General features: G+C 65.2%; 6 protein-coding genes. 1 reads left to right on the top strand and 5 read right to left on the bottom strand.

Translation table 11 applies throughout. The annotated features are described in order from the left end of the window. Window positions 1-71 precede the first annotated feature (71 nt). Genes NUV89_RS25710 through NUV89_RS25690 form a run of 5 tightly spaced genes read right to left on the bottom strand, consistent with a single transcriptional unit; the run spans window position 72 to window position 6,224 of the window. Window positions 72-1,022: an ABC transporter permease gene (locus tag NUV89_RS25710; protein WP_257783527.1), complete on the bottom strand. Its 951-nt coding sequence runs from the start codon at window positions 1,020-1,022 to the stop codon at window positions 72-74. Then, entirely contained in the window at window positions 1,019-2,602 is a 1,584-nt protein-coding gene (locus NUV89_RS25705) for an ABC transporter substrate-binding protein (RefSeq protein ID WP_257783526.1), read from the bottom strand. The genes NUV89_RS25710 and NUV89_RS25705 overlap by 4 nt, the downstream gene beginning before the upstream one ends. Continuing rightward, window positions 2,602-3,786 carry an LLM class flavin-dependent oxidoreductase gene (locus tag NUV89_RS25700; RefSeq protein ID WP_257783525.1) on the bottom strand — a complete coding sequence of 395 codons (1,185 nt, stop codon included), beginning with the start codon at window positions 3,784-3,786 and terminating at the stop codon, window positions 2,602-2,604. The genes NUV89_RS25705 and NUV89_RS25700 overlap by 1 nt, the downstream gene beginning before the upstream one ends. 21 nt (window positions 3,787-3,807) lie before the next feature. Beyond that, window positions 3,808-4,878 (bottom strand): PhnD/SsuA/transferrin family substrate-binding protein, encoded by a 1,071-nt coding sequence (locus NUV89_RS25695; protein ID WP_257783524.1) that lies wholly within the window; start codon window positions 4,876-4,878, stop codon window positions 3,808-3,810. Beyond that, window positions 4,875-6,224 carry an amidohydrolase gene (locus NUV89_RS25690; RefSeq protein WP_257783523.1) on the bottom strand — a complete coding sequence of 450 codons (1,350 nt, stop codon included), beginning with the start codon at window positions 6,222-6,224 and terminating at the stop codon, window positions 4,875-4,877. Before NUV89_RS25690 ends, NUV89_RS25695 begins: the two co-directional genes overlap by 4 nt. 267 nt (window positions 6,225-6,491) lie before the next feature. On the opposite strand from NUV89_RS25690, the gene NUV89_RS25685 reads away from it, so the two are divergent. Further along, the gene (locus tag NUV89_RS25685) at window positions 6,492-7,559 is read left to right on the top strand and encodes a sigma-54-dependent Fis family transcriptional regulator (protein ID WP_124524469.1); all 1,068 of its coding nucleotides are present in this window, start codon (window positions 6,492-6,494) and stop codon (window positions 7,557-7,559) included. Window positions 7,560-7,652 lie beyond the last annotated feature (93 nt).

Genomic DNA, 7,652 nt, shown 5'->3' with positions numbered 1-7,652 from the left:
GACTGACACACCGTATTCGCGAGCAAGCCCGCTCCCACACAAGCCCGCTCCCACAGGTTGATCGCATTTATTCAGTTCGCCTGGGTGCGCAGCTTGGGAACGCACAGCCTCGCCAGCCCATCCGCCAGCAGATTCACCCCCACCACAAACGCCGCAATCGCACTCACCCCGCCTTGAATCACCGGCACGTCGCGCAGGCGAATCGCGTCGTTGAGTAAGCTGCCCACCCCCGGATACGTAAACGCCATCTCCACCAGCAAGGTGCTGCTGAAAAACACGCTGAGGGTCAACGCCAGCCCCTGGATCAGCGGCAGCACGGCGTTGGGCAAGGCGTGCCCGAGTACCAGCCGCCAGGGTTGCAGGCCACGCAGGCGGGCGGCTTCGAGGTAGTCGCTGTGCAGCGCTTCGATCATCGCCCCACGCACCAGGCGGATCAGGTACGGCGCACTCGCCAGCACCAGCGCGGCCACGGGCAGGACCAGGTAGCGGCCCTGGGTGAACGCCGAGTGTTCCGGGTCGAGCAGCGATACCGCCGGCAGCCAGGTGAACAGGCTGGTGGCAAACAGCATGATTAAGCCGATCGCCAGCACAAACCCCGGCAGTGATTTGAACATCACCAGCAGCGGCAGGGTCAGGCGGTCGATCCAGCGGTCGCGGTACAACGCCAGCAGCGTGCCCAGCCCCACGGCCAGCAGCAGGTTGCACAGGGCAACGGGAATAAGCAGCGCGAGGGAGTTGGCGAAGCGTTGGCCCAGCAGTTGGCTCACGGCCACCTGGGAGTCCAGGGACAGGCCCAGGTCACCGCGCAGTGCCGCGCCGAGCCAGTGCAGGTATTGCTGCCACAGCGGCAAGTGCAAGCCCAGCTGTTCGCGCAGCACCTGCAACGACGCTTCGGGCGCGCCCGGCCCGAGAATCACCCGCGCCGGGTCGGACGGCAGCAGGCGGATGGCGAGGAACACCAGCACGCTAATCAGCAGCACACTGCCAAGCGCAGACAACAGGCGCCGTGCCAGGCCACTCACGCCGGCTCCTTAAGCCACAGGCTGTCGAAGCGCCAGGTGGGGAACAGGGTTTTTTCCGCCTGGGCGCCGCCGACGCGGTGGGCGATGCCGTCGAGCAGGTTGGCGTAGCCCCAGATCAGCATGCCGCCTTTGGCATGCTGGATCTGTTGCGCTTCGTGCACCAGCACGCGGCGTTTTTCCAGGTCGGGTTGGGCCAGCGCCTCGAGGAACAGCTGGTCGAAGCGCGGGTCGCTGAAGTGGGTCTTGTTGGCCACCGACACTGGCGCGTCGGAGTGCAGCCCACAGGTGAGGAACGGCGCGCCGATGCTGCCACCGGTACTCAGCGGCCATTCGGTGAGTTGCGGGCCGTTGAACGTGGCGCTGTCGACCTGGCGCACGCGGATGTCCACGCCGGCGCGCTTGGCCTGTTCGGCGAACACCAGCGCCGAGGCGACGCCGCCGCTGTCCTGGTCGGCCACCAGTTCCACGCTCAAGTGCTCCTGGCCGGCTTCGCGCAGCAGGGCTTTGGCGCGTTCCAGGTTGTAGCTGCGCTGCGGGATGCTGTGGTCGAAGGTCGGGTCGTTGGGTGCATAGAGGTCGTTGGCCACGCGGCCCTGGCCGTTGAGGGCGCGGGCCACCAGTTCTTCACGGTCGGCCATCAGGCGAAAGGCTTCGCGCACGCGCGGGTCGTTGAACGGTGCCTGGCTGAGGTTCATGTCGAAGGTCAGCCAGTTGCCGGTGACCGAGGTCAGCACCTGCAATGTTGGATTGGCCTGGACCAGCCGCAGGTGTTCGTTGGCCAAACCGTTGGCCAGGTCGATCTGCCCGGATTGCAAGGCGCCCAGGCGCGAGGTCTGGTCCTTGAAGTCGATGATTTCCAACTCGTCGGCGTAGGGCTTGCCGGCCTTGTAGTAGTTGTCGAAGCGGGTGAACAGCGAGCGTTGGCCCGGGGTGAAGCTCTTGAGCTTGTAGGGGCCGGCGCCCACCGGGTTGGTCACCGGGTGATAGTCCACCGGCACGATGCCGCCGAAGTTGACCCAGGTTTCCGGCAACGGCACAAAGCCGGCGCCATCCTTGAAGCGCACGCGCAGGGTGCGGTTGTCGAGTTTCTCCAGGTGGTCGCGGTCGATCCAGTGCAGCAGCGCCGCGTAGGGCGAGGCCAACTGGGGATCGGTGAGGCGGCGGATGGAGAACACCAGGTCATCGGCGTCGATGGTCTTGCCGTGGTGGAACTCCAGGTCCTTGTGCAGGCGCAGGGTCCAGGTGCGCGCGTCCGCGCTGACTTCGGCCTCTTCGGCGAGGGCCAGGCGCGGCAGCATGTTTTCGTCCCATTCCCACAGTTTGCTGTACAGCGCAAAGCCGCGAATGATGCCGCTGCCCACCGGTTTATGGGCGTCGAGGTTGCCGCTGCGGCTGCCGTCGATCACCCCCAGGCGCAGGCGCCCGCCGTACTGCGGGCCGGTTGGAGCGGCGCTGGCCAAGGCCTTCGGTGCGGCGCCGTCGCCACAGGCACTGAGCAGGCTGCTGCCGAGCACCAGGCCAGAACCGAGGGTCAGGCTGTTGCCGAGAAAACGCCGGCGGCTGAAAAACGTCGGGTCCATCACGCCACCTGTTCGTTGGGTTGGGCCGGCTGCCGCGCTGCGGGTTGGCGCAGGTGGCGGAAGTGCGGAAGGATGTGTTCGCCCAGGCGGTAGTTTTCTTCCAGGTGCGGGTAGCCGGCGAGGAAAAACAGCTCGATGCCCACTGCGTTGTATTCGTGAATCCGCTCGATCACCTGGGCGTAGCTGCCCACCAGCGCGACGCCGGGCGGCACGCCGATATAGCCGAAGCCGGACCACACAGTGGGGTGGATGAAAAAGTCATCGAACCCGGGCGCCTGTTTTTGCGCGTATTCGTGTTCAAAGCCGAGCTTGCGCGCCGAACGCAGGCCGTCGTGGGCCGCCAGTTGCTGGACCACGCCCTTGGCCACGCCTTCGTCGAAAAAGCGCCGGGCTTCGGCACGGGCTTCGTCCTCGGTCGGGCGGGTGACCACATCGACGGACAAGCCAAAGCGCAGGTTGCCATTGCCATGGGCCACGGCGCGGCGGCGCACGTCGTCGATCAGCGCGCGGATTTCTTCCGGGCGCTCGGCACGCATCAGGTAGTAATCGGCATGTTTGGCCGCGAATTCGCGGGCGGCTTCGGAAGAACCGGCGGTGCAGATCAGCGGCAGTTCGGCTTTTTTCTGCGGGCCACGCAGGCCGCCGCCTTCGGCGCTGTAGTAGCGCCCGGCGTAGTGGAACTGTTCGTTGTTCCAGTAACCCTTGACCACGTCCATGAACTCGCTGGCCCGCGCATAACGCTCATCGTGGCCGGTGACGTCGCCAACCTGGCGCTGCATCACTTCGGAGCCGCCGTTGATGATGTTCCATACGAGCCGGTTGCCGCTGGCGCGCTGGTAGGTGGCGGCCATTTGCGCGGCGACGAAGGGCGAGAAGTGGAACGGCTGGAACGCACTGACGAATTTCAGCGTGCGGGTTTCTCGCGCCAGCAATGAGCACACGGTCCAGGGCTCCTCGCCGCTGGGCGCGTTGACCATCAGCACACCGCTGAAGCGGTTGATCTCGGCGGCACGGGCGATCTGCCCGAGGTAGTCGATGTAGGTGAAGGGGTCGCCGACGGCGAAGTCCGAGACCGCGCCGCTGTTGTTTTCCGGGGCTTGCCAGTCGCCGCGGTTGCGCGGGTCGCCGGGCAGGAATTGGGTTTCGCCATGCAGGGGCAGGCGGGTGAAAAAGTCGATGCTCATCAAGCAGTCTCCTGGAAAAAATTAGCGGGCGCTTTCGACCTGGGCCTTGAGGTTGGGCCACAGGTCGATCAGGCCGAGGTCGCGGATCGCCTGGTCGGTGAAACGGGTGGCCAGGGACCCGCTGAAGTCGGGCTGGCTGCTGATTAACTGGTTGTCGAGGGCGTACTGGGACAGCGCGGCGAAGTGCTTGAGCAACTGCGCATCGGTCTTCGGTGCCCAGCGTTGCACCCACGGCACCGGGTCGCCTTGATCGTCACGGCGCAGCACGCTTTGCGGGGTGCCGGCGAGGGACGAGAAGCGGTAGTACTCGGCGCTGTTGTGCTCATCGGCCAACCATTGGCTGGCCTTGACCCAGGCAGTGGCGACCAGTTGGGTCAGTTGCGGCTGGCTGTCGACAAAACGCTCGGTGCCCCACAGGTCCGAGGCCAGGCGCCAGTCGGCGGCGCCTTGCTTGCTGGACCAGAGCACCCGGCCGACCTGCTTGTCTTCCAGCAGATAGGCCTCGCTGAGCAGCACGGCGGCATCGACCTTGCCCGCCGACACCGCCGCCGCGCCGACCTGCGGGTTGATATTGGCGATCTTGAAATCCTTCAGCGCCAAACCCTGGCTGGCGAGGAACTGGCTGAACGGGAACTCCCACGGCCGCCCTCGGTGCAGGGCCAGGCGCTTGCCCTTGAGGTCGTTGATGGACTGCGCCGGCGAATCCTTGGGCACCACCAGGTAGATGTTATTGCCGCTGCCACCGGGCACCACCAGCTTGCCCGGTACACCGCCGGCCAGGGCGATCACCGACGGCAGGTCGCCGCGCACGGCGAAGTCCAGGCTGTTATTGGAAAAGCCTTCGTTGATCTGCGGCCCGGCGTTGGCGTGGGGCAGGGCTTGCCACTCCAGGGCGACCCCGCGTTTTTTCAACGCTTGTTCGAGCCAGCCTTCTTCGATGACTCGCCCGGGAATGCCGCCGAACACCGGCTTGCCGCCCTGGGTGAACGAGACGATGCCGATGCGCACGGCGGTGGGCGTTTCGGCTGCGAAGGCACTCAGCGCAGGGATCAGCGCCAGTGCGGCGATCAGGCGTTTGTAGGGCAGCTTCATGGTTGTGCTCCAAAGCCATTGTTGGCGAGATAGCCCAGGGTCACGCGGGACAGCGCGCGCACGCCCACCGGCAGCGCGTTGTCGTCCACCAGGAACTTGGGTGAATGGTTGGGCCAGGTGTGGGCCGGGTCGATGCCGTCGGGCGTCACCCCGAGGCCGAAGAACACGCCGGGGATCTTGCGCGAGTACTCGGCGAAGTCGTCCGCCGCGTAGACGCCGGATTCGATGTCCACCGGCAGCTTGGATGAGGCCTTGAGTTGCGGCAGCAGCGCATCCACCAACGCGCTGTTGTTGTAGCCCGCCGGGTACGTCGGGGTGACGTCGATGCTGGCGCTGGCACCGGCACTCTCGGCGATCTTGCTGGCGGTGCGGCGCAGGCGTTCGATCACGTCGTCGCGCTGGGACTGGCTCAAGGTGCGCACGGTGCCTTCCAGGCGCACTTGCGCGGGGATGATGTTACTGCGCACGCCCGCGTCAATGCGCCCTACGGAAATCACCGGTGCCGGCAGCGCCACCAGGTCCATCTGCCGGCTCGGGATGGTTTGCCAGCCCAGCACGATCTGCGCGGCCAGGGGGATCGGATCGATGCCGGCCCAGGGGAAGGCGCCGTGGGTTTGCGCGCCGGTCACGGTGGCGACGAAGGTGTCCGCCGCTGCCGTGGTGCGCTCGCGGCTGATGGACAGCGAGCCGGACACGCCGCGCCCCACATGCAGGCCGAAAATCGCCTGGGGCGCCGGCTCGGCCAGCACGCCTTGTTCGATCATCAGGCGCGCGCCGCCTTTCTCGCCGACCGGCACGCCTTCTTCGGCGGGCTGGAAGATGAACTTGACGGTGCCGGGCAGGCTGTCCTTGTGCTTGGCCAGCACTTCGGCCACCCCCAGCACAATCGCGATGTGCGCATCGTGGCCGCAGGCGTGCATCACGCCGACGGTTTTGCCGGCCTGGCTGAAGTCGTTGCCGCTGTAGGGCACGCTGACGGTGGAGGCGTAGGGCAGGCCGGTTTGCTCGGTGACGGGCAGCGCATCCAGCTCGGAGCGGATCGCGACCACCGGGCCGGGTTTGCCGCCGCGCAGGATCGCTACGACGCCGGTGTGCGCCACTTCGGTCTGCACCGTCAGCCCCAGTTCACGCAGGCGCTGGGCCACACGTTTAGCGGTCTCGAACTCGCGGTTGCCCAGCTCGGGATGCTGGTGGATGGCGTGGCGCAGTTCGATCAACTGCGGGGTGGCGCGCTGGATGTCCTGGTCCAGTTGGCTCAACCGTTGCGGGTCGATTTCAACGGCGCTGGCCAGGGGCGCGACCAGCAGGGCGGCGAGCAGCGCGGGGAGGTGACGGGTCGACTTCATGCAAAAAACCTCGGGTTCAAACAACGAATGCCGAGGGACAACGCAGAATGCATGCCAGGCGCCTACATCCCCTGTTTTCGGGGTTTTTAGGCGTTATCGAGTGGGCTTTTGCTGAATCAGCAGCGGCCTGTTGCTGATGGATTGCTGCTCCAGCAGCAGTGAATCGCATATGTTTTATTGGAATATTCAAATGCCAATTAATAATTATTTTATCTATGCGGCTTGGTTCACTATGGCACCCCAGTACTTTGGAAACAGGACCGTAAGATGTCATTGCTCACCCACCCCAACGCCCGTGAACTGAGCAAAACGGTGCGGGCCACCGTACTGGTTTTCAAAGACCCGCGTTCCCAGGAACTGCTCAACCGCATCGAGCGCCTGGCGCCGAGTGAAGCCAACGCGCTCATCATCGGCGAGACCGGCACCGGCAAGGAATTGGTCGCGCGGCAGATCCACAACCTGAGTCGGCGCAGCCAGGCCAACTTTGTCGCGGTGAACTGCGGCGCGTTCCCCGAAACCCTGGTCGAGAGCGAATTGTTCGGCCATGAGAAGGGCGCCTTTACCGGCGCCACGCAGAACAAGGCCGGTTGGTTTGAAGCGGCCAACGGCGGCACCTTGTTCCTTGACGAGATCGGCGATTTGCCGTTGGGCATGCAGGTCAAACTGCTGCGGGTGTTGCAGGAGCGCGAAGTGGTGCGCCTGGGCTCGCGCACGCCGATTCCGATCAACGTGCGGCTGGTGGCGGCGACCAATATCAACTTGGCGGACGCCGTGGTCGCGGGTAATTTCCGCGAGGATCTGTTTTACCGCCTGCACGTGGCAACCATCCGCCTGCCGCCGCTGCGCGAGCGCCCGGGGGACATCCTGCCGCTCACCGAATTCTTTGTCGCCGAACACTGCCGCCGCCTGGGCTACAGCAGCGCGCAACTGAGCCCCGAGGCCGAGCGCAAGCTGTTGGCGCACAACTGGCCGGGGAATATCCGAGAGCTGGAAAACGCCATTCATCACGCGCTGCTGGTGTGCCGCCAGCAGTTGATCCAACCGGGGGATTTGCACCTGGTGGAGATGAGCGCGGCCGTGCGCCAGGAGATCCAGGCGCTGCCTGCGGCGGGCGGCGACCTGGAGTCGGCGTTGATTAGTTTGTTCGAAAAGAACCTGGACAACCTGTTCGATCATATCGAGGAGCAGGTGTTTCGCACGGCGTACCAGTTCTGCCATGGCAACCAGTTGCAGACGGGGCGGTTGCTGGGGATCAGCCGCAATATTGTGCGGGCGCGGCTGGAGAAGATTGGCGAGTTGCCGCCGATTGGCGGGTATCCGGCAAAGGTTGAGTGACAGGCGCACGCTTACGGCCTGACTCAACACCATCCCCTGTGGGAGCGGGCTTGCTCGCGAATGCGGAGTATCAGTCACCTATATTTCGACTGA

Origin of the sequence: Pseudomonas sp. 18.1.10, assembly GCF_024655625.1 — a bacterium.
Lineage (GTDB): Bacteria > Pseudomonadota > Gammaproteobacteria > Pseudomonadales > Pseudomonadaceae > Aquipseudomonas.
Note: the sequence above shows the minus strand (reverse complement) of the source record. Positions and strands in the feature narration are given on the sequence as shown.

Coding starts and splice junctions, on each gene's coding strand:
- NUV89_RS25705 (WP_257783526.1), bottom strand. CDS start 2,602: ATGGACCCGACGTTTTTCAGCCGCCGGCGTTTTCTCGGCAACAGCCTG.
- NUV89_RS25700 (WP_257783525.1), bottom strand. CDS start 3,786: ATGAGCATCGACTTTTTCACCCGCCTGCCCCTGCATGGCGAAACCCAA.
- NUV89_RS25690 (WP_257783523.1), bottom strand. CDS start 6,224: ATGAAGTCGACCCGTCACCTCCCCGCGCTGCTCGCCGCCCTGCTGGTC.
- NUV89_RS25685 (WP_124524469.1), top strand. CDS start 6,492: ATGTCATTGCTCACCCACCCCAACGCCCGTGAACTGAGCAAAACGGTG.
- NUV89_RS25695 (WP_257783524.1), bottom strand. CDS start 4,878: ATGAAGCTGCCCTACAAACGCCTGATCGCCGCACTGGCGCTGATCCCT.